The following is a 24751-nucleotide window of genomic DNA, read 5'->3' as shown; positions in this document are numbered from 1 at the left end:
CGGTGCGCGGCGATCGTTGAAACAACAACGGCCCTTTGCAGGGCCGTTGTTGTTGGCAGCGCAGTGAACGTTCAAGGCGTGCCGGTGAAACCCGTCGCTTCCAGATAGGTGTTGCTGCCGATCGGCAGGTTCAGCGGCAGGCTTAGCAAGCTGGAGATGGTCAGCTTCAGTCGCTGGCCGGCGAAGTTCGCTGCGTTGGTCACCGGGATCGACACGGTTTGCTTGCCGCCCGAGCAACTGCCCAGTAGCTGCGAGGTACTGCCGAGCGTGCTGGCATTGCCGCCATTGGTATCGGTTTTCGCCAAGGTGTAGCTGGCCAGCAGGTTGATCGAGCACGGAATCGAGAGCTGGAAATTGCTGCCGGCCGGGAAGGAACCGGTTAGTACCGGATTGCTGAGCCACGACTGCGGGCCGAGCAGAAGCGGGCCATTGCCGGCGGCTGGCGCGGTCTGGTTCATGGTGTGGCCCCCGGCAGTACCCGGGATGTCGCTGCCGTGCAGATAGAAGCGCAGCGTGTGCGGTGCCGGCGGCGCCGGACGGGTGGCAATGGCGAGGCCGTACGCACCAAGCGGCTTTGTGTCGACCAGGGTCTGGCTGGCGGTATCAAATGTCAGCAAGGTATTACCATCGTCGCCGGCCCCACCAAAGCTATAAACCTTGCTGCCGGTGCTCGAGGTCGCAAACGTTCCCAGTGTGTTGTTTCCACTCGTCACCGGGATTTGTTTGACGATGTCGCCTGTTGCCGCGTTGACCACCAGTGCGCTGCCGGTGTCCACTGCCCCGGTGTAGAGGTATTGGCCGCCCTTGGTGAGGGCTATGCCATACACCCAATAGAGCAGCGGCGACGAGAACGTCGCAGAGACGGTATTGGTCGAGGTATTGATCACATCGATCGGACCCGGGCCGGAATATAAGCGAGCGCCATCGTCCGATAGCGCCAGCGCTCGCGGCTGTGTGGCCGTAAGCGCGATATCGGCCAGGATGGCGCCATTGCTGGTTGACACGACTTTCACCACTTCCTCGGTCAGTGCATACAAGCGTGAGCCGTCCGGGCTGATCGCAAGGTCGCGACGGGTCACGCCCGGCGTGGCAAAGGTTTGGGTGACCGACAGCGTCGCGGCATTGATCACCAAGATCTGCCCCGCGTCGCTGGCGATATACAAGGTCTTGCCATCCGGAGAGAACGCCGGGCGGCTGCTATGGTTGCCAGGCAGGCTGAGCGAGCCGGGTTTCAGCGCCAGCGGTGATGTTGCCAGTGCATTGAGCGTGTTGCTGTTGTCGACTGCATAAAGCGTCGCGCCATCCGGAGCGACCGTCATGTCGTAGGAAAACCCTCCCGGTAGCGTAGCCACTGTGCCAGTGATTTGACCGCTTTCCTCGTCGTAGGCGGTGATGCCCAAGTTGGTCGACACATAAAACGACTCACCGGCGCCGGCGACTTGTGCGGTGGCCGCCATCAGCACCAACACGGCAGAGCGTAACCAGGCCAGCGTTTGCCCCGGTTGCGGGAACGTCCTCAAATTTGGTCTGCGCATCTGATATTCCTTTCTGAACCCGATCTGCGAGAGATCTTTGATGGGTGGTCTGCGAAAGTCGCCCGTGTGCCGTTTTGGTGCCGATTCCGGCGCCAGCCCCTGGGGCATCGGGCATGTTATTTACAACAGCAGTCTCTAATGTACGGAGATGTCGCAATACATACTAAGAAAGTAAATAAAAACTTCAATGAAAAATTTGAGAAAGATATTTTTAAAATGGGGACTTTGGAAAAGCAGGGTACGGCGAGTACGGCTTGCACCGTTACCGGGTGCCAAACGATCGGCAGGTAAGCGCGCGTCGGCCGTGCGAAAAGAAGGATGGGAAGTGCTGTTTGCATGCGGTTGCGGCAATGAAAAAGCCCCGGTAGCTGCCGGGGCTTTGATCGGGGGCTGAGTCCGTTTCGGGACTTGCCGCGAGTCCGGGGCTAGCCGGATTTCTTGAACTCCTCTTTCGCGAGCCCGTGTTTCTTCATTCGCAGATAGAGTTTTTTGCGCGGGATGTGCAGGTAATCGGCTGCCTCGCTGACCCGGCCCTGGAACAGGCTGAGCGCCTCCTCGATCAGTGCCTTTTCGAAGGTGTCGATCTGCTCGTCGAGCGAATCCTGATCCTTCTGCACCTTGATCGTCCGGCCCAGCCCTTCGAGCCGCGCCAGGCCGATTGCGTACATATCGGCGACATTGCGCAGCTCGCGCAGATTGCCCGGCCAGTCACCCTGTTGCAGCTTGTCGAGAAACGGCTTCTTGATCTCGGGCCGCGGCTTGCGCAGGCGCCGGCAGCTTTGCAGCACGAAATGGCGGAACAGCAGCGGAATGTCCTCGCGCCGATGGCGCAGCGGTGGAATGGTGACCGTGGCGGTCGACAGCGCATAGAAGAGGTCGGGGCGCAGCCGGCCGTCGTTGACCGCGCCGACCGGATCACAGGCGCTGATGGCCAGTGTCCGCACCGGCTTGCCCAGGCGGCTGCCCGGGTCGGATTCCAGCAGCCAGCTGCACAACTGCGCCTGCAGTTGTTGCGGCAGTGCTTCGGGATGGCTGATCAGCAGCGAGCCACCCTGTGCGGCATCCCAGTACAGCTCGCGCCAGCGGTGTTCGTCCTGCGTGCCGAGCAGTTCGGCGTCGAGGCGGATCAGCGGGCCTTCGGCGTTGCGGCCGAGGTGATGCAGCTGTTCGGCGATCGTGCGGCGGCCGGTGCCGGCCTCGCCGACGATGAACACGGCGATGTCCGAGCCGGCCAGTTGCATCAGCCGGTCGCGAGCCTGGGTCATGGCCGCGCTCTTGCCGAGCAGGCGGATGCCGAGTTCGTGCTTCAGGAACGCCCGGTTCTCGATGATTTCGCGCCGCAGGTTCAGCGCCCGGTGCACGCTGTCGATCAGCGTCTCCGGTGCGACCGGTTTTTCGAGGAATTCGAATGCGCCGGCGCGCACTGCGCGGATGGCCATCGGAATATCGCCGTGGCCGGTGATCAGGATGATCGGCAGTTGGTCGTCCTGCTGTCGCAGCCGTTCGAGCAGCTGCTCGCCGTCCATCTCCGGCATGCGTACGTCGGTGATGACCACGCCGGGCCAGTCCGGCGGGATGGCCGTCAGCGCCCGCTCTGGCTCGCCAATGGCGTAACACGGCAAGCCGCTCAGCGTCAGCAGCTTCTGCGCCGACTCGCGGACGTCGGCGTCGTCATCGATCAACAGGACGACGGCGTGATCAATCAGCATGGTGTGTTTCCATCGATAAAACGAACATGGCGCCGCCGGCGAGTGCGCAGGCGGGCCGGATTTCGGATCTGCATTCGTCGGCCAGTGTCCGGCAAATGCTCAGGCCCAGTCCGAGTCCGTCGGATTTGGTCGTAAAGAAGGGCTGGAAAATGTCGTCGCTCTGATCGAGCGGCAGGCCGGCGCCGTTGTCGCTGATCAGCAGCGCGACCCGTTCCGGCGTGACGAACAACTGGACGTCGAGTCGCGGGTCGGCGTGGTCCTGCAAGGCGTCGAGTGCGTTGCCCATCAAATTCAGCACGATCTGCTCGAGCCGGACGATTTCTCCGTTCACCAGCACGCCCGGCGGGCAGTCCAGCGTCAAGTCGACGCCTTGCTTGCGGATCCGGCCGCGCAGCAGTTCGGCGACGTCGAGCACAACCTGGCTGATGTCGACGGCGTTCAGCGTTGGCGACGGCGGCGCGGCACGGCCGATGGTCCGGTACGAGCGGATCAACCGCGCCATCCGGTCGAGTACCTGATTGCTCTGTTGCAGCAGCTCGGCCAGCTCGGCGTCGCCCTGCGCCGATGGTAGCCGGCGCGCCAGAAACTGGTAGTTGACCAGCGCCGCCAGCGGCTGGTTCAGCTCGTGCGCGAGGCTCGTCGTCGTCTGGCCGAGTACCGCGAATTTGGTGGCCTGCAGCAGGCTGTCCTGCGTGCGTTTGCGCTCGTCGATCTCGCGCCGCAGCGCGATATTGATCTGGTCGAGTTCGGCGGTTTTCTCGCCGACCATTTTCTCCAGCCACCGCGCCGAGCGCATCTGGTCCGAGACGTCGAGCAGCGTGACCATGCGTCGCTCCTTGCCGTCCTGGACAAAGCAGCGGGCCAGCAATCGCACATAGCGCTCGCTGGCTGGATCGCCGTGCGGCAGGACCACGTCGAGCGTCTGGCCGGTGTCGAGCGCGGTGAACTGCTGCAGCGTTTCGGCCGGCAGCAGCGGTGCCAGCGCGCGGCCGGTGGCCAGCGCCGGGTACAGTCGTTTGGCGGCCTGATTGATCGACAGGACGTGCGCGTCGTCGCTGCAGATCAGCAGTGCGGCATCGGTCTGTTCGATCAGCGCCAGTGCGTTGGTGCGTTCGAGCACCATCATCTGCTCGGCCAGTGTTTCGAGCTGGTGGCCGAGCCGGCCGATTTCGTCGCGGCCACCAATGCGTCGTGGCAGGATGTACTGCCCCGCGGTCAGCGCGTGGATGTTCTGGCCCAGCAGCGCCATCCGGCCGAACAGCCGGTCGCCGAGCAGCACGAACAGCAGCCACAGCATCACGCCCAGCGCGACGGCGCCGGTGATCAGCACCAGCCAGCGGGTCAGCACGCTGTCCTTGACCGACTGTGCCAGCCGCTGTCGGGCGCTGGTATTGGCCTCGCCGCTCAGCGCCTGCGCCAGCGCCGTCTGCTGCCGGAGCTGTTGTTCAAGATCCTGCAGGCGCTGGCGGGTCAGCTGTTCGGCATCGTTGAAACCGGTCAGCGCCTGTGCGAACGGGCCATCGGCAGCGGTGTTGTCCAGCAGTGCCTGCATCAACGGCGGCAGCCCGTCCGGATTGGGCAGTTGCCGGGTCTGTGCCGACAGCGCGAGCAGTTGTTGCTGCAGCTGGGCAAGCCGCGGTAGCGGCGGTTGGGGCTGGTTCGGTTCGGTCAGCTTGAAAAGTCTGGCGGCGAAATCGCGTTCGTGCGTGGCGATCTTGCCGAGCAGCGCTGCGTGCCGGGCCAGTTCCGCGGTGGCGTGTTGCGGGCCGGCTGCCTGCAATTGCTGCAGCACTTCATCGCTCTGGTGCCGCAGTTCGCTGTCGAGGTCCGAATGCAGCCAGTCGAGCTTCATCCGCGTCATCCGCAGCGCGCTGAGCGCAGCCTGCCGCTGCTGCGCCGCGTCGGCCAGCCGCTCGGCGCTGCGTTGCGAGACTTCCAGTTGCTGGACCAGCGGGGCGGCCTGTTCGGGCAGCCAGGTGGCCAGCTGGCGGCTGGCGCGGGTCATCCGTTCCAGCGAGGTGTCGAGCTGACGCTCGCCGATGGCCAGCTCGGTCAGGTTGCTGGCTTCGACCAGTTGCCGTGCCAGGCGCTGCAGCCGGATGGCTTCCTGCTCGAGCCGCGTGCTTTCGACGATCGTCGGCACGCTGTCGTCAACGATGGCCTCCATGCGCCAGCCCTGTAGCTGGGTGGCCAGGACGCCAACGCCGCCGATCAGCAGGAACAGCAGGATCAGCGCGGCAAAGGCCAGCAGCAGCCGCCGCCCCAGCCAGCCCTGGAATACCGTGAAGGACTGCCGCAGCTTATTCATCCGGCAGGTTGACCAGGACACGCCGGGCCAGGCTGGCGGCTTCGGTGAGGCGGGCGTGCCAGTCGCGTTGCCAGCGCGCGGCCTCCTTGTTGGCCGCGGCGGGATCGGGCGCATTGAAGATCGCCAGATAGGCCGGGTCGGTGGCGCGGAAGGCCGGCACCGGCGGCGAGCTGGCCAGCTTTTCGGCCCGGGCCAGTTGCTGCTGTTGCTGCGGGTTGAGCCCCGTCTGGCGGCCGACGTGCAGAATCAGCCCCCAGGTATCGCGCAATTGCTCGAAATTCTGCGTCACCAGCGTTTCATAGAGCTGCTTGACCAGCCGGGCGCGCCGCTGCACGAGTGCGTCGTCCAGCGGCTGCTGCAGTCGCATCAACTGACAGGTTTTCTGATCGTCCGCGCTGAGCGTGCCGGGATTGAGGGGGAACTTGAAGCGGCTGGCGTTCAGCAGATCGGCCTGACCTTGCTGCGAGAACAGATAGCGGGCGACATCGCGCGCTTCACCGGGCTTGCTGCCGTTCTTGAGGATGGCGACATAGGCGGGCAGCACCGGGAACGACGGCAAGTAGCGAAAGCGCAAATCGGGGTTGGTCCGCAATTGCTGGCTGGCGGTGTTGTCGAGCAAGGGCCCGGCGGTTGCTTCGCCATCGGCGACCAGCCGCGAAACCGAATAGCTGCGGCTGGCGATGGTGGTCTGGTTACCGGCCAGCCGCAGCAGCCGTGCCCAGCCTTTGTCCCAGCCCTGCTCCTGCAAGACCTGTTCGATCAGGATGTGCGTACTGCCCGACCGGGTCGGCGTACTCATGACGAAGCCGCCGTGCATATTGGCCGCGAGCAGGTCGGCCCAGCGGTCGGGGGTGCTGGCCCGCTGCTGCGTCAGGCGCGGCTGGTGCCAGAGCAAGCCAAAACCGGCGAGGCCATAACTGGCGAAGTAGCGATCCGGATCGCTCAGCAACAAACCCTTGGGGGCGCAATCGCCGCTTATCTTCATCGGGGGCAGCGTCGCCAGCAGCCCGGCCTGCTTGAGCGACTGAAGCAGCAAGGCCGACGATGTCAGTACCAGGTCGGCATGATGCAGGCTGCCCGATTCGATGGCGGGCTTGATCTGGTCGATCCGGCGGTCGAGCACCGTCACGCTCAGCTTGGGGTGGGACTGCTGGAAGGTTTGCAGCAGCAGGCCTGCTTCTTCTTCGGTGTGCGTCGACACCACCAGCAAGGCATGCCCGGGCGTGGCCGCCAGTAGCGGCGGTATCGCCAGGACTGCGTGAATCAGAAGTCGTGCGCTGTAGCGCTTCATCGCCTTTGGCTTCGCGTATTGGTGCGCCATGGAATGCCGCTATCGTATTCGGGCAGCGCCATCGTTTCATTTTCGACTGGCATGCGAGCGTTCAAACGAATACATGCGAACCGAATGGATTCATCTTGCGGCGTTTCATTGTGTCTGTCTAACAGGTGGAATTTGAGCCGTTTTTGACTCATTTTCTGATGAAAGGACCGGGCGGGAGCAGGATAGGTTCCGCTCTCAACCTGACATGGTTACGGCATGACCTGTCCCGCCTTCCGCAGGTGGTACGGGGATTGGGGGTGGATGAGTGCTGCCCGCATGACGAATGTTGCGATGGTTTAATTTCTTGTGCAGTAAGTATTTGCGTGGGGTTGTGTGAGAATTTGTTTCTGGGGCTGTGCTTCATGCTGGCAAGATGTTTAAAATTGAATGAATTGCGTCTATGAGCGACTGCAGTTGCGGATATGCGGTATCCCATTGAGGGGAAAAGCGTGTCAAATTGGCCGAATATGCGGAATGGATAGACAGGGGAAGATTGTGAAACTCAAGCCCGATAATCTTGGTTCGGATGGGAAGGCTTTCCTGCGTCCCCGCAGTCTGGCGATGGCGCTCGAGCCGCGTATCCTTTTCGACGGTGCCGCTGCGGTCGCTGTGGATCAGCAGCATCACGGCAATGCCGATGCGGCAGCTGCGGTACGGCCGGTGGCCGCGATCGACCCGCGTGACGTCGGCGCCGGTGCGCAAGCGCCTGCGCCGCGCAATCTGGTCGTGGTCGATGCCCGGCTGGAAAACCGCGACGCCTTGCTGGCGCAATTGCCCGCCGATTCGAAAGCCATCATCGTCAATGCCGGCGACGACGCACTGGCCGCCATCAGCAATGCGCTGAGCAGCCTCGGCAAGGTCGATTCGATCCAGATTTTCTCGCACGGCACCAGCGGCCAGTTCGATCTGGGCAATCGGGTGTTCACCAGCGAGACCATCCGGCAGGCCACCGACGTGCTGTCGAGCTGGCGCGGTGCGCTCAATAGCGGCGCCGATATCCAGCTTTATGGTTGCAATGTCGGTGCCGGCACGGCCGGCCGCACCCTGGTGCAGCTGCTGGCGAGTGAAACCGGCGCCGACGTCGGTGCGTCGAGCGACAATTCTGGCAATGCCGCCGCCGGGGGCAACTGGGCGCTGGAAGTCACCAGCGGCGTGATCGACAAGCAGATTGCGCTGAGCGAACGCGCGCTGTCCTCGTTCGATGGCCTGCTGGCCAGCGCCACCCCGACGCTGAGCCTGGGCTCCGCTGGCGCCGATACGCTGATCGGCGATCAACTGAGCTTCACGCTCAGCCTCAGCAATCCTTCGACACAGCCCGGGTACGCACCGTTTATTGACCTGTTCATGCCGGCAACGGGCAAGGATGGCGACGACGGTGTGTCCTTCGTGTCGGCATCGTATCTGGGGCACCAGATCAAGAGTTTCGTCCTGACCTTCGATGCGTCGGGTCAAGTCACGCATCCACTGGCCAAAGATCCGAGCGGGAATGCGCTGGTCATCAATGCCGCCGATTACGGCTTGCGTGCCGGCGACCAATTGGTGGTGCTGCAGGTGCCATTCGGCAGTGTCTCCAACGGCCAGCCCAATATCGATATCCAGGTGACGGCCAAGCTGAGCAATCTGGCCGATACCGCATACGACAACAGTGGCGTTGGCGGGCCGGATCTGACGATCCAGGCCCGTTCGGGCTTCCAGTTCGGTAACGACGCTCTCGACAATCCGACCCAGGACCCGAGCCTGGTCGAGCAAACGCTGCACGACTATGTCGTTCACCCGACGCTGGTCAAGCTGACGCAATCGGTCGATATGCCCGAAGGCGAGACGCCGACGGGGCCGAACTACGTTCATTCGGAAACGGTCACGGTATCGCCGGCCAATGGCCAGACCATCAGCAATGTGACCATCACCCAGACTGTGCCGGATCAGGTCCAGGTTACCCGGATCACCCCGGGGGCCGGGGGTACGCTGGCATCGGTGACGCTCAAGGATGGCCGGGTGTTGACCGACCCGACGGCGATCAACGCCGCGATTGCCAGTGATGCGGTGTTCATCAGCGCTTATTCGGTAACGTACGTTAACCTCAGCGGCCCGAGCAGTACCGTGGTGCAGTTCTACGTGCCGGACAGCGATGCCGCCGGTGCGCCGGTGCTCAACGCCAATAGCGGCGACGCCCGGACGATCACCTTCGGCGCGCCAACGGCCAGCGGGCAGTGGGTGCCGCTCGATCCGCGCGATCGGCCAACGTCCGGCGGGGGCATGATCTCCTTCAGCGGCACCGGCGACGGCACGGGTGCCGCTTTCGTGGCGAAGTCGATCACGCTGCTGAAAAACGCCACGATCCAGATCGATCAAGGCACGGCCGGACTGACGCCGGGCGATACGCTGAGCTACAAGCTGCAGCTGGCGATTTCCGACTATTTCGCCTACGGCGGCAACCTGCTCGATCAGGGCGAATTCAAGGTCGTCGATACACTGGGCGACGGCCAGACGCTGACCGGTACACCAACGCTGAGCTTTACCGTTGCCGGCGTAACGCGGACGGTCAACCTGATCTACACCAGCTCGACCGATGCGGCCGGCGTCACGACGATCACCTTCGACATCAAGGCGTCGATTCAGCAGGCGCAGCAACTGGGCGCGCTGGTCGGTGACCTCGCCGCCGACGATTTCCTGCAGGGTGCAACCGGTGCGGTGATCGCGTACTCGGCGTTCATTGCCCAAAGCTACACCGGCAATTACACGCAGAAGGCCATCAACGAGGGCGACGCGGTCGGCAATAACGCCACCGTCACGGCGACGGTGCTGCTGGATCGGATCAACCTCGGCAGCACCGAATCGGACAGCTCGTCGACGACGACCAAGGTCGCCACCAACACGGTCGACATCGAAATCGACCAGGTCAACGACGGCACGCCGCCGGCTTCCGGCGAGCTTCGTCCCGGTGACGAAGTCACCTTCAGCCTGCGCTACGACCTTGTGACCGGCGATTATGAAAACCTGAAGATCGCCGCTTACCTGCCGCTGCCGCTGTTCGATGTGTCCACGATCAACTGGAGCAACGGCGGTGGCGTCGGCCAGTGGGAACTGATTGGCGGCGCCGACGGCAATACCAATCTCGGCGCCTTTACCGTGACTTCCGGGCCGGGCAATTCGGTGGTGTTCGACTTCGGCAGTCTGGACGTCAATTCGCTGCAGGGCAGCCGGATTGCGATCCGCTTTACCGTCCGTGTCGGCGACGTGCCGTTTGCCGACCAGCGTACGCTGGCGGTGACCGCACAATCGACGCAGCAGACGACGATAGACCATACGCAGCTGGTGTCGACCGACGCGGTGGCGATCGAATCGATTGCCGAGCCGGTGCTCGACATCCGTCACGGCGTCGTCAGCAGCAGCGGTGGCACCATCACTGGCAGTAGCGGTACTTGGGGTGCGCCGGGATCGACCGGCGTGCCGTTCGGTGGTTCGGTGACGAGTCTGGATGCCGTCAATGGCGACGTGACCGGCATCGACGCCGGTGACCGGCTGCGGCTGGCCACGGCGATCGAGAACAGCGGCGGCGGTGGCGCTTTCGATGCCACGATCCGGATCGACATCCCGGCCGGTCTCAGTTTCGACGGCGGCTCGCTCGGCGCGGCCAATCTGCAGGTGTATCGCGGTGATGGTTCGCTGATGGTGCTGGGCACCGACTACAGCGTTTCCGGCAATGTCATCACCTTCCTCGACAAGGACGGTCAGGCCAGCCTGCTCGCCGGTCGCAGCGGCACCGATGCCGATGTGAAGGGCAGCAATATCGTCGTCATCACTTATGACGTGCGGGCCGATGCGGCGATTGCCGCTTCGGCCACGCTGTCGAGCACCTCGACGCTGACCAAGTACGCCAGCGTCAACAACGGCGCCGACTTCACGCCGACCGATCTGGTCGAGAAGGCGGGCGAGCAGGTCGCGGCGCCGTCGATCCGCGTCGGCTTCGCCGGCGGCAGCCTCGACAACGGCGATTCGAGCGCCGCGCACACCACGGGCAACAATGTGGTGATCGGTGAAAGCATGGGCTACGACATCATCGTCACCCTGCCCGAAGGCAGCACGCAGAACCTGCGCGTCGACGAACTGGTGCCGACCGGGATGCGGCTCGACCCGAGTTTCAACAACGGCCTGGGCTACGAGCTGATCACGACGTCTGCCGGCAGCGCCGCGCTGGGCGCCGACTTTGCCGGCAGCGTCAGCATCACCGGCCTGACCGGGATTTCCGGCACGCTGGGCGACAACGGCGTCAATGCCCGGTTTACCTTCGGCGTGGCCGCGGCCAGCGCCGACAACAATGCCGGCAACAACAGCTTCGTCATCCGCGTCAGGCTGATTGCCGACAACAGCAGCGCCAATCAGGCCGGCAAATCGCTGCAGAACAATGCATCGCTGAACTACAGCGACCCGGATGGCGATACGGCGAACGGCAGCAGCGCCGTGATCCGCACGGTCTCGGCCGGTGGCAGCAAGCCGAGCGTGATCGTGCGCGAGCCGACGCTGACGGTCGAGCAGTCGACCATCGTCAGTACACCGGTCATTGGCGTCGACGAGGGCGATACCGTCGAATATGTGCTGACGATACGCAACGGCAGCGGAACCACCGATTTTGATGCGTTCGACCTCAGCTTGTCCGACGCGCTGCCGGCGCAACTGAACGGCCTGACGCTGCTGGGCGTGACCTACGCCGATGGCGCGACCAATAACGGTGGTGTCGACTTCGAGATCGTCAATGGCGTGCTGCGCACCGTCAATGGCGCCAATATCGACATCGTCAAGGGCGGCAGCATCACCTTGCGTTTCTCGGGTGTCGTCAACGGTTCGGCGGCAAGCCTGACCGGCATCGACAACACCGCGACGATCACCTGGACCAGCCTGAACGGCAGCAGCAATACCAGCGCCGATCCGGCCGGCGAGCGTACCGGCGCCGATGGCGTGATCAATGGCGGCACGCTGAATGATTACCGGCAAACCAATACCTTTACCCAGAAGGTGGCGCAGGCGCTGCGTATCTCGCGCGTCGGCGGCTTGCCGGATACACCGGTGCCATCGCAGACGGATGCCACCGATGAAACTGTCGCCGTCGGCGAAATCATCCGCTATCGCGTGGTGTCGCTGGTGCCCGAGGGGCAGACCGACGATTACAGCATTCGCGTTACCCTAGATCAGGGGCTGAGCTTCGTCGCAGGCGACAACACGGCACTGCTGGCGTTCATCGCCAACCAGCTCGGCATTTCGTCGAGCAATCTCAATCTGGTGACCGGCGGCACGCTGGACATTAACGGTAATCAGAACAGCGATTCTGCGCTGTCGATCAATCCCGGCCTGCAGGGCGGCAGACCGCAGGGCGTGATCAACGGCCAGTACATCGAAATCACGACCGATGCGCAGGGGCGGCAGGTCATTACCTTCCACCTGGGTACGCTGCTCAACCGGGACAACGACGCCGATTTCGAAGGACTGTCACTCGAGTTCAATGTCCGGGTCGACAACGTCGCAGCCAGTGCTGCCGGCGCCCGGCTGGGTGTTCGGGTCGAGGATTTCTCGGGCAACACGATGTTGCCCGGTGCGCACTCGCTGTATGAAAACGTCGTCGAGCCGAACTTCGGCCCGCTCGACAAAACCGTGACGGCGTTCAACCCGAATCCGGGCAGCAGCACCGGTACGGCGACGGTGACGCTGAGCTTTACCCAGACGGGAACGGCGGACGCTTACGACATCGCACTGAGCGACGGCTACCCGCAGGGGAGCAACACCCAGGCCATCAGCGTCGAGATCAACGGCGTGCTCTACACGATCGGCAGCAGCCAGATTCCGCCCGAATACGGTTTCAGTACCTCGGTGAGCAACGGCACGATCACAGCTCACTTCGATCGCCTCGCTACCGGGACGACGGTCCGCTTCGTGTATCAGACCGATCTGCCCAACGCCACGACCATCGCCAGTACCGATGCCCGGCTCAGCTGGAGCAGCCTGCCGGAGACGTTCACCAGTTGGGGCGGCTCGGCCGTCGGCAGCGATGGTAGCGCGACCGGCGAACGGAACGACAGCGGTGGCGTCAACAACTATGTCCGCGTCGACGGCGCCGGTCTGGGTGTGATCAGCGGCACCTTGTGGAACGACACCCCGTCGGCGGACACGTCGACCACGCCGGATGGTGCCGGCCTGCAGGGCCAGACAGTCACGCTGACCTGGGGCGGGCTCGACAACAATCTGGCGACGACGGCCGATAACCAGATTTTCACGACCACAACCGATGTCAACGGCCAGTACCGCTTTGGCGTACTGGCGTCGGGCACCTATCGCATCGATACCCCGACCGGCACGATCAGCTACACCCAGCCGGTGGGCGACCTGAAAGTCCGCATCGACAGCGACGGCGGCACGCTGGGACAAATCGGTATTTCGCTGGGCGAAGGCAGCGCGGTCGCGGCCGATGCCGGCTATGTCGAGCAGAATGACGCGCCGGTCAACCAGATGCCCGCTGGCCCGGCTTCCGGTGCCGAGGACACGCAGTTCGCGATCAACGGCATCACGATCAGCGATCTTGATGCCGAGCGTGATCCGCTCACCGGTGATCGCCAGCTCCAGGTAACGCTGACGGTGCTGCACGGCACGCTGACGCTGGCGACCACGCCGCCAGGCGTGACGATTCCGGGCGGTCAGGGCAGCGCCACGCTGGTGCTGCAAGGCCGGTTGGCCGACCTGAATGCCGCGCTGGCACAACTGCGTTATCAGGGCATTGCCAACTTCAACGGCAGCGACACGCTGACGGTCAAGACGACCGACAACGGCAATTTCGGCGATGCCGACGGTGACGGCACGCCGGGCGAAGTCACGCAGGACGCGCTGACCGATACCGATACGCTGCAGATCACCGTCGTGTCGGTCAACGATGCGCCGGTTGCGGCGAACGACAGCGCGCTGGCGGTTGAAGCCGGCGGTCTCGACAACGATACGGTCGGGGTCGATCCGCAGGTCAACGTGCTCGGTAACGACAGCGACGTCGATACCGACCCGAACCTCAACGCCAATCCGGACCGGCTGCGGGTGAGTGCGGCCGGTTTGCAAGGCAGTGGCGCGACCACGGTGCAGGATGGCGGCGATGCGGCCATCGTCGGCGTTTACGGCACCTTGTACATTGCCTCGAACGGCAGCGCGCGTTATGTCGTCGACAACGACGATCCGGACGTCCAGGCATTGCGCACCAGTGGCGATATCCTGACCGAGCACTTCGACTACACGATTTCCGACCTGCAGGGCGCGACCTCGAGCGCAACGCTGACCGTCGATATCCACGGCGTCAACGACACGCCGCATGCCTTCAACGATATCGACTCGGCCAAGGAAGCCGGTGGCACCAACAATTCGAGCGGCGGTAGCGATGCAAGCGGCAACGTGCTGAGCAACGATACCGAAGTGGATGGCGGCGACACCCAGCGCGTGATCGCGGTCACCGATATGCTCGAAAGCGAAGTCACCGACATGAGCGACGTGACGACGATTGCCGCCGGTTCGTCGGCGACGATCGCCGGCAAGTACGGCACGATCACGCTGCATTCGGACGGTTCGTACACCTATCAGATCGACAACGCCAATCCCGAGGTGCAGAAGCTGCTCGAGGGCGGCAAGTTGGTCGATCACTTCACTTACCTGATGCGCGATACCGACGGCCTGCGCAGCGTCGCCCAGCTCGACATCACCGTGAACGGCACCAACGATGCACCGGTGGCCACCGACGACACCGGCGAGGCACAGGTCGCTTCGACCGACCCGTTGTCGGGCGGGCAGGAGCTGAACGCACAAGGCAATGTCATCACCCTGGCCAGCCATCCGGACGCCGGCGCCGGTGACGGCCGTGACAGCGATATCGATCACGATGTCGATCAGCTGAAGGTCAGCGGCATTCGTGCCGGCGCCGAAACCGATGGCGGGGTGCTGTCCGGCGTGACCACGGGCACGACCTCGGCCAACGGTACCGAAATCACCACGGTCTACGGTACCTTGCGGATCGGCGCCGATGGCTCCTACCTGTTTGACGTCGACAGCAGCAATGTCGAACTGCAGTCCTTGCAGGCCGGACAGACCAAGACCGTCGTCTTTACCTACGAGCTCAAAGACCCGGGCGGCCTGACCGATCTGGCGCAGATCACCATTACCATCCACGGCGTGAATGACCCGCCGGTCGCGCAGAACATCGGCGCGATCGCCGTCGAAAAGGGTGGCGAAGCCAATGGCACGCTGGGCAAGGACCCGAGCGGCGATGCGGTCATCAACAACTTCGACCCTGATGGTGATCCGATCACCGTCAGCGGTGTCCGTACCGGCAAGGAAGCCGATGCGCCGTCGATCACCGACGGTACCGGTGTCGGTGCGACGCTGCAGGGCCAGTACGGCACGCTGACGCTCGGCGCCGACGGCAAGTACACCTATGCGGTCGACAATGCCAACACGACCGTCCAGGCGTTGCGGACGTCGTCACAGGTGGTGATCGACTATTTCACCTACACGATTACCGACGGCAAGGGTGGTTTCGACTCGGCCACGGTCGCCGTGGTGGTGCGCGGGCAGAACGATAATCCGGTCGCGACGGTCGATACGGCGGGCGCGGTTGAGGCCGGTGGCGTGAACAACGGCATTCCGGGGGCAGACCCGAGCGGCAATGTCCTGAGCAACGACAACGACGTCGATGCCGGCGATACCAAGGCAGTGCTCGATGTGCGTACCGGTGGCGACAGCGCCGCTGGTACGGTCGGCACCGTGGGCGCCGAGCTGAAGGGGCAGTACGGCTGGCTGACGCTCAATGCCGATGGCAGCTACAGCTATCGCGTCGACAACGCGTCGCCGGCGGTGCAGGCGATGCTGGCCAATTCGACACCGCTGGTCGATGTGTTCGGCTACACGGTGGTCGATACCGCTGGCGGGCACGGCCCGGGTAGCTTCGCGACACTGACGATCACCATCGTCGGTGCCAACGATGCACCGGTAGCGAACAACGATGTCGCGTCCGCCGTCGAAGCCGGCGGAGTCAGCAACGGCACGGCCGGACTCAACCCGCAAGGCAATGTGCTGGGCAACGACACCGATGTCGACAGCGTTGCCAACGGTGAAACCAAGACCGTCTCGGGCGTTGCCTTCGGCAGCCGCAACGGTACGGTCGGTAGTGCGCTGGCCGGTGACTACGGCAGCCTGGTGCTCAACACCGATGGCAGTTACAGCTATCTGGTCAACAACGACGACCCGCGGGTTCAGGCGCTGCGCCAGAGTGGCGAGACGCTGACCGAAACGTTCACCTATACGATGCGCGACAAGGCCGGCGCCAGCAGTACCGCCACGCTGACGGTGACGATCGACGGCCGCGACGACAATCCGGTCGTGAGCAACGACACGACGATCGCCGTTGAGGCCGGTGGTACCTTGAACGGTACGCTGGGGAGTGCAGGTACCGGCAATGTGCTGAGCAACGACACCGACGTCGATGCGGGCGACACACGGTCCGTGACCGGCGTGCAGAGCGTCAATGTGGCCGGCGACGCGGTCCATGTCGTGGCGATCGGTGCTGCGACCATCCTTCAGGGCCAGTACGGCACGCTGACGCTCAATGCCGACGGCAGTTACAGCTACGCCATCGACAACAGCCTCGCGGCCGTACAGGCGCTGAAACCGGGCCAGAGCCTGAATGACGTGTTCAATTACGGTATTGCCGACGCGCTCGGCGCGCTGGCGACGGGCACGCTGACGGTTGAGGTGCGCGGTGCCTGGGACGCACCGGTTGGCGTCGACGACACCGGGATGGGCATCACCGACAACGGCGGGCGTGGCAAGGATGCGTTCAATCCGACCGGCAATGTGCTGAGCAACGACACCGATGTGGATGCGAACGACAGCAAGACCGTGACCGGCATCCGTACCGGCGCCGAAGCCGTGGGCGGGGCGCTGGATTCGGTAGACAGCAGCGCGGCAACGCAGATCCAGGGGCTGTACGGTACGCTGTTCATCCGCGCCGACGGGACTTACGAGTATGTCGTCGATGTCGACAACCCGGTGCTGCAGACGCTGGGGCCGCTGCAGTTCGTCCAGGATGTGTTCACCTACGAAGTCAGCGATGGCGGCAATCTGCATGATCTGGCCCAGCTGACGCTGTCGATCCGTGGGCGCAACGACGCGCCGGTCGGCAACGACGTCGATGCCGGCGCAATCGAGGCCTCGGGGGTCGACAATGCCCAGCCCGGCTTGAATCCGAGCGGCAATGTCCTCGCCAACGACACCGACCTGGAAGGCGATGCGCTCAGCGTGTCGGCGCTCAGGACGGGCAACGAAACGGGTAGCGGCACTGCGGGAACGCTGGGCAGTCCGCTGCGCGGCCTCTACGGTACGCTGACGATGGCGGCCGACGGCAGCTGGCACTACGAAGTCGACAACACCTTGCCCGCGGTACAGGCGCTGCGGATCAGCGGGCAAACGCTGCAGGACGTATTCACCTATACGGTCGAGGACGTCTGGGGGCTGGACGACACCGCCGAGCTGCGCATCACCATCGACGGCCGCAACGACACCTCGGTTGCGCGCGATGATGCCGCTGCCGCGGTCGAAGCGGGCGGCATCGCCAACGGCAAGCCGGGCGTCGATCCGAGCGGCAACGTGCTCGACAACGACAGCGATGTCGATAGCGTCGCCAATGGCGAGATCAAACAGGTTGTCGGCTTCAGCAACAGCGACGGCGTCGCCGGTGACGCCGGCGGCAGCCTGGCCGGCCGTTACGGGCGGCTGACGCTGAATGCAGACGGTTCGTACACCTATGCCGTCGACAACGGCAATCCGGCGGTCGAGGCACTGCGCGCCAGCGACCAGCCGCTGACCGACGTGTTTACCTACCGGATGCGCGATGCCGCGGGCGCGGTGGTCGAGGCCCGGCTGGTGCTGAGCATTCAGGGCGCCAACGATGTGCCGGTAGCGCGCGACGACAGCAGCGTGGCCGACGGCGACAAGCCCGCACCGCAAACCGTCGGCAATGTGCTGCCGAACGACAGCGATGTCGACGCCAACGATGCGCTGACCGTGGTCAAGGTGCGCACCGGCGCCGAGGCCGACAGCGGACAGGACGGCGCGCTGGGCCAACCGCTGAAGGGGCGCTATGGCACGCTGATCCTCAATGCCGACGGCAGCTACACCTACGAAATCGACATGAGCAACCCCGACGTGCTGGCCGCTTCGGGCTTCGGTCAGATCCTCCACGACGATTTCACCTATACGATCAGCGACCAGTTGGGTGCGCAGGATCAGGCCACTCTGGTGATCCACCTCAGCATCCCGGCGCCGTACGTGGCGCCGCCGGACGGACCGGATGTCAACGGTGGTGCCTACCTGCCGCGCGACCGGGATATCGGTAGCGCGTCGTGGTCGCTGCCCGACGTCGATCCGACGGTCTACGTCACGCCGACGGTGCGCGACGATGCGATCGTGCAGTTGTTCGAGTCGCGTCAGTTGTCGCCGTCGCAGCTCGACTGGCGCGTCACGCCGGAGATTCTCAGCGAGTCGATCGGCGCCGGGCTCGGGCAGGTCAACGGCCAGTTCGTCACGCAGGTGGTGAAACACAGCCAGTTGCAAAGCGATATGGACCTGACGTGGATTCTCAGCCGACACGGCCGGGTATCCTTGACCGCCGACGGCCTGCTGAGCGATCCGTCGATCTATGCGCCATTGCGCGCCCATCTGGCCGACATGCCGGCGCCGGCCGAGAAGGCGACGCCAGCGACCAAGACGGCCAGCGGCTTCAAGGCCCAGCTCCGCCACGCTGCCGACAAACTGCATCCGGCAAGCAAAACCGCAAAAACAACAGACACTGCAGCTCAGGGTAAAGAATGAAAAGACAATCGGCCAAAACCTTAAGCATCGTCATTGCCACGACCCTCTTGTCCGCCTGCGCCAGCTTCGAGCCGAAGCCGGCCACTAAGGCGGAAATGCAGCAGCGCGTCGTCGATGATCAGGCCAAGATGTACGCCAGCCAGGAGGCTGTGACCGGCCCGATCACCTTTTACGACGCGGCGGCACGTGCGCTCAAGTACAACCTCGACTACCGGCTCAAGCTGATGGAGAGCGCGCTGGCGGCCAATCTGCGCGATGTGTCGAGCTATGAAATGCTGCCCAAGCTGGTGGCGTCGGCCGGCCGGACCGGCCGCAGCAATGATTCGGGCGGTACCTCGATCGGCATCGAAGACGGTCAGGTCAGCCTGCGGCCGTCGACCTCCGAAGAGCGTTACCACAACCTCAGCGGGCTGGGCCTGAGCTGGAGCGTGCTCGATTTCGGCATCTCCTATTACCGTACCCAGCAGAAGAACGACCAGATCCTGATGGCCGAAGAGCGCCGCCGCAAAGTCGCGCAGAACGTGCTGCAGGACGTGCGCAACGCCTATTGGCGCGCGCTGGCGGCGCAGCGGCTCAAGCCCGAGGTCGACGCGCTGCTGCAGCGGACGCAGAAGGCGCTGACAGCCGCGCGCGAAGCCGAGGCCAAGGGTCTCTTGCCCAAGCAGGAAGTGCTGGCTTATCAGCGTGCCTTGCTCGATTCGGTCTATCTGCTGACCGTCAGGCGACAGGATCTCGAGTTTGCCCAGGCCGAACTCGTGGCGCTGATGTCGCTGCCGCCGGGCACACCGCTGGTGCTGGCCGATACGGTCGAACAGGCGCTGCCGACGTCGAGTATCGATGTCGCCGAACTCGAACAGCTGGCGCTGGAAAACCGCCCGGAAATCATGGAAGAGTGGTACCGCAAGCGCGTGAACCAGAACGACATCAAGATCGCCAAGATGCAGCTCTGGCCGAACATCGGTATCGACTGGAGCGGCCAGTACGATTCGAACGCCTACCTCTACAACAACACCTGGTCGCAGGCCGGCGTGCGCGTGTCGCTCAACCTGCTGCAACTGCTGCAGCTGCCGGCGCTGAACGCCGCGCAGGAAGCGCAGGGCATGACCGACGATACGCGCCGGACCGCACTGTCGATGGCGGTGCTGACGCAAGTGCGGATCGGCGCCTTGCGCTACCGGCTGGCGTCGCAGGAACTGAGCTTTGCCAACGACAGCCTGCGTGTCGATGCCAATCTGCTCGACTACGCCCGCGCCGCGCAGTCGACCTCGTTCGGCTCGCAGCTCGAAGTGATCCGCGCCGAAGGCCGCTATCTGTTGTCGCGCTACCAGCGCGAGGCGGCGTACTCCGGGGCGCAGGCGGCCTGGGGACGGCTGTACAATTCGGTCGGCTTTGATGTGCTGCCCGAAACCATTGACCAACTGGATGTGAAAACGCTTGCCAATGCAATTCAGAACACCGTTATTCAGCAACAACTGCGCCGCCCGAACACCGTCATCAAAACCGACGCCAGCGGTGTCGAGGCGGTGCCGGTTGCACAATAAACTGCTGGCGCTGCTGCTGGGCTTCGGACTCGCCGGTGCCGCGCTGGCGGCCAAGCCGGCAGCACCGGCAGCCGATGACACCAATGCCATGCGCGTCTTGCTGGCGCCGGTACTGGAAACCACGCTGTCGAGCCAGATGGCCGGCACCCTCGGCGCGCTGAGCGCTTCGCTCGGACAGGGCGTCAAGAAGGGCGCGACGCTGGCGTCGCTCAAGTGCGACGAAGTGCAGGCGCGCGCCAACGTTGCCAAGGCCGAGCTCAATATGGCCAAGCAGAACTTCACCGCCAAGCAGGGCCTGCGCGCGCTCGATGCGGCCGGCGATATCGAAGTGGCCACCGCACGCACCGAAGTCGAGAAGGCCAACGGCGCTGTGTCGCTGGCTACCGCACAACTGGCGTACTGCCGCGTTTCGGCGCCGTTCAGCGGCCGGATCGCCAAGGTCTACGTCAAGCCGTACCAGACCGTTGCAGCCGGCACGCCGCTGTTCGATCTGGTCAGCGATGGCGCGCTGAAAGTACGCCTGAACGTGCCGTCGACCTTGCTGAAAAAACTCAAGCAGGGGACGCCGCTGGATGTGACGATCCATGAAACCGGCAAGACCTACAGCGCCAAGGTAACGGCGGTGAACGCCCGCGTTGACGCGGTGGCGCAAACGGTCGAACTTGAGGCAAGACTGACGGCGGCCTATCCAGAGTTGGTTGCCGGCATGAGCGGCGTGGCACAACTGGCGCAATGAACGATTCGCTGCCGCACCCCCAACTGCTGCTGAGCCTGGACGCGCTGCGCGACCGTGCGCTCGGCGCAACGTCGCTGAACGCATTGGCGTTCACGATCGCCAACGATCTATACCCGTTTCTGCAGTTCTATCAGGCTTGCGTCTTTGCCGAAAACGAAGGCGGCGCGCTTGAGCTGCTGAGCGTTTCGGGCCTGGCGACGCCGAGCGAGGATTCGCCGTATCTGGTGTGGTTGACGCGTGCCGCGCGTTATCTGGCGGCGCAGACCACGACGGCGGAGCCGGCCTGGTTCGCGCGTGACCAGCTCGACCTGACCGACGATCTGGCCGAAGGCTGGCACGAATGGTGGCCGGCTGGGGCGTGGGTCGTGCCGATTCACGATCGTGAGGGTGTGCGTCTGGGACTGCTGCTGGTGCTGCTGGACGAGCCGCCGCCCGAGGCACTGCCGCCACTGCTGGCCGGCGTCCGCCTGACCTGGGCCTACTGCTGGTCGGCACTGGCACGGCGTCGCCGACGCTTTCGCTGGCGTTTTACCCGCCGGCAGTATGCGATCGGCGCCGTTGTGTTGGGTGTGCTGTCGCTGGTGCCGGTGCCACAGACGGTGCTGGCGCCGGCGGAAGTGGTGTCGCGCGAGGCCGAGGTCGTCAGTTCGCCGGTCGATGGCGTGGTCGAGCGGATGCTGGTGCGTCCGAACCAGGCGGTGGCCGCAGGTACACCGTTGTTCGCGCTCGACGAAACCACGCTGCGCAGCCGTGTGCAGGTGCTCGAAAAGCAGGTCGCTGTGGCCGACGCCGGATTGATGGCGGCCAGCCAGCGGGCGTTCGACAACGCGCAGAGCAAGGGCGAACTGGCCGAGCTGGGCGGGGTGGCGCAGCAGCGCCGGGCCGAGCTGGCCGCGGCAACGGCGCAGTTGAAGCGCACCGAAGTCCGTGCACCCAAGGCCGGCGTTGCGGTGTTCAGCGACGTCAACGACTGGCTGGGCAAGCCGGTGGTGACCGGTGAGCGCATTCTCTCGGTCGCCGATCCGGCCAAGCCGGCGATGCTGATCGAGCTGCCGGTGGCCGACGCCATCGCGCTGGAACCCGGCGCCGAAGTCACGCTTTACCTGACCGCGTATCCGCTGACGCCGCTGCACGGCAAGGTGCTTGAAACCAGCTATCAAGCCAAGCCGAGCGAGGCCGGCGTGGTGGCTTATCGCTTGCTGGCCAGTGTCGACGGCGCGCCGGCGCATGCCCGTCTGGGCCTGCATGGCACCGCCAAGCTGTACGGCAAACGCGTCACGCTGGCTTATTACCTGCTGCGCCGGCCTTTGGCGGCCGTGCGAGCCTGGACAGGCTGGTGATCGGACTGCCGCCCGCGGCCGATTTGCCGGTTTTGCCGCTGCGCGAAGACCTCAAGCTGAGCGAGGCCGCGCCCGGTAAAAGCGGCGAGCCGTGCTGGGTGATTCAGGACGTGGTGCTCAACCGCTTCTACCGGATCGGCTGGCTGGAGTTCGAATGCCTGTTGCGCTGGGGGACGACGCCGGCGCAGATCTGCGCATCGGTCAGTAGCGAAACCCCGCTGAACCCGGATGTGGAACAAGTGCTCGCGTTCCAGCAGTTCCTCGACCGCAACCAGCTGTTGCGCAACGGCTCGCAGGCGCGGGGTCCGAAGGAAGAGGGGATGCCATGGCTGACGTGGAACTGGTGGCTGCATCACTACCTGTTCTTCCGCATTCCCTTGCTGCGGCCGCAACACACGCTGGGCCGCCTCGCTGCCCGGCTCGACTGGCTGTTCAGCCCCTACGCGGCGATGCTGGTGATCGCGGCCAGCCTCACGGGCATTGTCCTCGTCCTGCATCAATGGGACACCTTCACGACCGCCGTGGTCGAATCGTTTTCGGCCGAGGGGCTGCTGAGCTTTGCCTTGGCGCTGGTCGCCGCCAAAACGCTGCACGAACTGGCGCACGCGCTGGTCGCAACGCGGCTCGGGCTGAAAGTGGCGCATATGGGCGTGGCCTTCGTGGTGATGTGGCCAATGCTCTACACCGACACCGGCGAAAGCTGGAAGCTGCCCAGCGCGCGGCAGCGGCTGGCGGTGGCGTCGGCCGGCATCCTGTGCGAGCTGTCGCTGGCCGGGCTGGCGACGCTCGGTTGGGCCTTATGCGATCCCGGGCCGCTGCGCAATGCCTTGCTGTACCTGGCGACGACCAGCTGGGTGTTGTCGCTGGCGCTGAACGCAAGCCCGTTCATGCGTTTCGACGGCTACTTCATTTTTTCCGACCTGCTCGATTTCCCCAACCTGCACGAACGTGCGACCGCACACGCCAAGGTGTGCCTGCGCCGTGCGCTGTGGGGGCTGGACGAAGCCTGGCCGGAGCCGTTTACGCCCAGACGGCGCGCCGCACTGATCACCTTTGCCTTCATCACCTGGCTGTACCGGCTGGTGCTGTTTCTGGGGATTGCCGCAACGGTCTATTTTTTCTTCTTCAAGTTGCTGGGCATCTTCCTGTTCATCGTCGAAATCACCTGGTTCATCATGATGCCGATCTGGCGCGAGCTGAAACACTGGTGGCAACACCGCAATGCGATGCTGGCCGGCCGCCAGCGCGGTTTCTGGGTGCTGCTGGCCCTGGTGCTGGTGCTGGTGGCCGTACCATGGCGTACCGAAATCCACGGCAACGGCGTTGCCCGCTCCGAACACCAGTTGCGCGTTTTTGCGCCGTTCTCGGCCCGGATCCAGCAGATCCATCCGGTCGGCAAGGTCGCCATGGATACGCAGCTGGTGTCGCTGGAAAACCCGGACATCGATTCGCAAGTGCTGCGCTCCGAAGCCGAGTTGAACGGCTATCTGGCCCGGATGGCCGGTTTGATGGCCGACGCGACCGGGCTTGAGCAACAGGCGTCCATCCAGCAGCGCATCAACGTCCAGCGGGGCGAGACCGCGGCCGCGCGCTCGGAAATGGCGCGACTCAACCTCAAGGCACCGTTCTCCGGCATCTGGCAGGATGTCGATCCCGACCGGCACGTGGGCCAATGGATAGGCTCGAAAGAGCCGATCGGCATCCTGTTCGACCCGAGCCGCTGGCAGGTCGACGCCTATGTGAAGCAGGATGACATCCAGCGCATCCGGCAGGGCGACCTCGCGAAGTTCTATCCCGATGGCGAAGCCCGGCCGATCCGCGGCCGTGTGCTCGCGGTCAGCAGCACCAAGGTGCGTCAGCTGCCGCATCCGGTGCTGGCGTCGCGCTTCAAGGGGCCGATCCTGGTCTCGGGCGAGCGCAACGAGCTGATTCCCAATCCGGCGGTCTTTCACGTGCTGGTCCAGCTCGACGGCCCGCCGCCCGCGCTGCGCGAAACGGCCGGTCAGTTGCAGATCGAAGGCGCACGGCGCAGCTTCCTGATCGAAGGCGGTGCGCATTTGCTGGCGGTGCTGTACCGCGAAAGCGGTTTTTGAGTGCAGGCTGCCGATGACGTGGCGGGGTGGATGAAACCCGCCTGAGGGTTGGCGCCGTGCGCCGTTTTCGATCGGAAAACCACCTTCAACGCCACGTCTGCAAGCTTGCCCTGATCGTGACGATCTTCGGCCTGACGCGGCCGATTGCATCGCAGATACAGGGCGCTATTCCGGTCTGCTTGTCACCGGCGCGCGGGGAAACAGCGAATCCAGCAAATTGATCGGGCCTTCACGCTGGCCGATCCACACATCGTGATGCGGAGCCGTCTGGAAAAAAAGCGA

At 64.3% G+C, this 24751-nt stretch carries 9 protein-coding genes; 5 read left to right on the top strand and 4 right to left on the bottom strand.

Annotated features, from left to right (window positions below; genetic code table 11):
• Positions 1 to 71: 71 nt before the first annotated feature.
• The 4 genes from R0382_RS15680 to R0382_RS15665 all read right to left on the bottom strand — a co-directional run bounded on the left by R0382_RS15680 (position 72) and on the right by R0382_RS15665 (position 6843).
• Entirely contained in the window at positions 72 to 1643 is a 1572-nt protein-coding gene (locus R0382_RS15680; protein WP_432720780.1) for a WD40 repeat domain-containing protein, read from the bottom strand.
• A gap of 317 nt (positions 1644 to 1960) precedes the next feature.
• Positions 1961 to 3244 carry a sigma-54-dependent transcriptional regulator gene (locus R0382_RS15675; RefSeq protein ID WP_432720778.1) on the bottom strand — a complete coding sequence of 428 codons (1284 nt, stop codon included), beginning with the start codon at positions 3242 to 3244 and terminating at the stop codon, positions 1961 to 1963.
• The gene (locus R0382_RS15670) at positions 3234 to 5552 is read right to left on the bottom strand and encodes a sensor histidine kinase (protein ID WP_432720776.1); all 2319 of its coding nucleotides are present in this window, start codon (positions 5550 to 5552) and stop codon (positions 3234 to 3236) included. The genes R0382_RS15675 and R0382_RS15670 overlap by 11 nt, the downstream gene beginning before the upstream one ends.
• The gene (locus R0382_RS15665; protein ID WP_432720774.1) at positions 5545 to 6843 is read right to left on the bottom strand and encodes an ABC transporter substrate-binding protein; all 1299 of its coding nucleotides are present in this window, start codon (positions 6841 to 6843) and stop codon (positions 5545 to 5547) included. The genes R0382_RS15670 and R0382_RS15665 overlap by 8 nt, the downstream gene beginning before the upstream one ends.
• A gap of 525 nt (positions 6844 to 7368) precedes the next feature.
• Between R0382_RS15665 and R0382_RS15660 the strand changes: the two genes are divergently transcribed.
• Genes R0382_RS15660 through R0382_RS15640 form a run of 5 tightly spaced genes read left to right on the top strand, consistent with a single transcriptional unit; the run spans position 7369 to position 24469 of the window.
• On the top strand, positions 7369 to 18759 hold the full coding sequence (locus R0382_RS15660; RefSeq protein WP_432720773.1) for a VCBS domain-containing protein: 11391 nt from the start codon (positions 7369 to 7371) through the stop codon (positions 18757 to 18759).
• Positions 18756 to 20300, top strand: a complete 1545-nt coding sequence (locus R0382_RS15655) for a TolC family protein (protein ID WP_432720771.1) — start codon at positions 18756 to 18758, stop codon at positions 20298 to 20300. Before R0382_RS15660 ends, R0382_RS15655 begins: the two co-directional genes overlap by 4 nt.
• The gene (locus R0382_RS15650) at positions 20290 to 21036 is read left to right on the top strand and encodes an efflux RND transporter periplasmic adaptor subunit (RefSeq protein ID WP_432720769.1); all 747 of its coding nucleotides are present in this window, start codon (positions 20290 to 20292) and stop codon (positions 21034 to 21036) included. Before R0382_RS15655 ends, R0382_RS15650 begins: the two co-directional genes overlap by 11 nt.
• A complete protein-coding gene (locus tag R0382_RS15645) occupies positions 21033 to 22376 on the top strand; it encodes an efflux RND transporter periplasmic adaptor subunit (protein ID WP_432720768.1) in 1344 nt (447 codons plus the stop codon). Before R0382_RS15650 ends, R0382_RS15645 begins: the two co-directional genes overlap by 4 nt.
• On the top strand, positions 22373 to 24469 hold the full coding sequence (locus R0382_RS15640) for an HlyD family efflux transporter periplasmic adaptor subunit (RefSeq protein WP_432720767.1): 2097 nt from the start codon (positions 22373 to 22375) through the stop codon (positions 24467 to 24469). The genes R0382_RS15645 and R0382_RS15640 overlap by 4 nt, the downstream gene beginning before the upstream one ends.
• Positions 24470 to 24751 lie beyond the last annotated feature (282 nt).

It is taken from the genome of Jeongeupia wiesaeckerbachi, assembly GCF_050916355.1.
Classification (GTDB): Bacteria; Pseudomonadota; Gammaproteobacteria; order Burkholderiales; family Chitinibacteraceae; genus Jeongeupia; species Jeongeupia wiesaeckerbachi.
The sequence above is the reverse complement of the archived record's forward strand: the minus strand, read 5'-3'. Positions and strand labels throughout refer to the sequence as shown.

Bases quoted from the DNA above. Each gene is read 5' to 3' on its own strand.
- R0382_RS15675 (WP_432720778.1), bottom strand. From the start codon at position 3,244: ATGCTGATTGATCACGCCGTCGTCCTGTTGATCGATGACGACGCCGAC.
- R0382_RS15680 (WP_432720780.1), bottom strand. From the start codon at position 1,643: ATGCCCCAGGGGCTGGCGCCGGAATCGGCACCAAAACGGCACACGGGC.
- R0382_RS15670 (WP_432720776.1), bottom strand. From the start codon at position 5,552: ATGAATAAGCTGCGGCAGTCCTTCACGGTATTCCAGGGCTGGCTGGGG.
- R0382_RS15655 (WP_432720771.1), top strand. From the start codon at position 18,756: ATGAAAAGACAATCGGCCAAAACCTTAAGCATCGTCATTGCCACGACC.
- R0382_RS15665 (WP_432720774.1), bottom strand. From the start codon at position 6,843: ATGAAGCGCTACAGCGCACGACTTCTGATTCACGCAGTCCTGGCGATA.
- R0382_RS15645 (WP_432720768.1), top strand. From the start codon at position 21,033: ATGAACGATTCGCTGCCGCACCCCCAACTGCTGCTGAGCCTGGACGCG.